The organism is Salinisphaera dokdonensis CL-ES53 (genome assembly GCF_040361215.1).
GTDB lineage: Bacteria > Pseudomonadota > Gammaproteobacteria > Nevskiales > Salinisphaeraceae > Salinisphaera > Salinisphaera dokdonensis.
Genome location: NZ_APND01000013.1, coordinates 1 through 1,683, shown reverse-complemented (window position 1 = coordinate 1,683; position 1,683 = coordinate 1). Strand labels below are relative to the sequence as shown.

Sequence of the window (1,683 nt, the reverse complement as noted above, 5' to 3'; positions counted from 1 at the left end):
CCAGGCTGTGTGAAAACGCTCCCACCGGCTAAACTTCTCGCAGGCTATTAGCGGAGAGCCGGATGAGTGGTTTCGTGACCGGTGCGGACCGTTCGCAGAGCGCGCTGCTGCCAGCGAGCCTCGACGACTACGTCACCGAGGACAATCCAGTCCGCGTGGTCGATGTTTTTGTCGACAACCTGGACCTTGCGGATATGGGATTCGAGCGCGTCATCGCGCAGGCGACGGGCCGGCCCGGCTATCATCCGGCCACATTGCTCAAGATCTATATCTACGGGTATCTCAACAGGGTTCAGTCCAGCCGACGGTTGGAGCGCGAAGCACAGCGCAATATCGAGCTCATGTGGCTGACCGGACGTCTGGCGCCCGACTTCAAGACGATCGCGGACTTCCGCCGAAACAATGGTCCCGCGATCCGACGCGTATGCCGCGAGTTCGTGATGCTGTGCCGTCGTCTGAACCTGTTCTCTCAGGCGCTGGTGGCTATCGACGGCAGCAAGTTCAAGGCCGTCAACAGCCGCGATCGCAACTTCACCCGCGCCAAGGTCAAGCGGCGAATCGAGCAGATCGAAGCCAGTGTCGCTCGCTATTTGTCAGAACTCGACAGTGCCGATCGTCAGCGTCAAAGCGAGGTCACTGAGGCCCGTACGACAAAGCTTCGGGACAAGATCGACACGCTGCGATCGGAAATGCAGCGCATGCAGGCAATGGCGAAGGCCGTAGCATCAGCGCCCGACCAACAGATCTCATTGACTGATCCAGACGCACGCTCCATAGCGACGGGCGGCAAGGGCTCGGGGATGGTGGGCTACAATGTCCAATCGACTGTTGATGCCGAACACCATCTGATCGTGGATCACGAGGTCACCAACGTCGGCCACGATCGCTCGCAGCTGCAGCCGATGGCGGATCGAGCCCGCTCAGTCATGCAGACCGATACCCTGGCCGTGGTCGCCGACCGCGGTTACTTCAACGGCGAACAGATCGTGGCCTGCGAGAGGGCCGGCATCCAGGTTCACGTGCCCAAGCCGCAGACCTCTAACAGCCAGGCCCAAGGCCGGTTCGGTAAGCGCGACTTCATCTACGAACCCGATAGCGACACCTATCGTTGCCCGGCCAATCAGACCTTGGTCTGGCGCTTTACCACGGTGGAGAAAGGCCAGACGCTCCATTGCTACTGGAGCTCAGCCTGCGAGACGTGTGCGATCAAGGCGCAGTGCACGTCGGCGGCGCAACGCCGCGTCAAGCGATGGGAGCACGAGTCAGTGCTCGAGACCATGCAGCAACGCCTGGATCGGGATCCGAATCTGATGCGGATACGGCGACAGACGGTCGAGCATCCCTTCGGCACGCTCAAGTACTGGATGGGCTCAACACACTTCCTGATGCGCACGCTCGCGCATGTGCGAACGGAAATGAGTCTGCATGTGCTGGCCTACAATCTGAAACGCGTGATGCGAATCGTCGGGATCGGGCCGTTGATGCGGGCAATGGCTGCCTGAGCGTGCTCGTTCCCTTTAAACGGCGCCTTCGAAGCGGCCTGAGGCGCCTCCGGGCATGATGAAGTCACAGGCCTGCGTTGCGATCACTCTGAACCGTGGCCGCCACGCGGAGCCCTTAGCGCCTGACATAGGCAGCTGATGGGGAAAAGTACGCTAACTCACGCGTTTTCACACAGCCTGG

The 1,683-nt window shown here is 60.8% G+C and carries 1 protein-coding gene; it reads left to right on the top strand.

The window, feature by feature from the left end:
• Nucleotides 1-62: 62 nt before the first annotated feature.
• Entirely contained in the window at nt 63-1,502 is a 1,440-nt protein-coding gene (locus SADO_RS17185; protein ID WP_353113658.1) for an IS1182 family transposase, read from the top strand.
• The last annotated feature ends 181 nt before the right edge of the window (nt 1,503-1,683 follow it).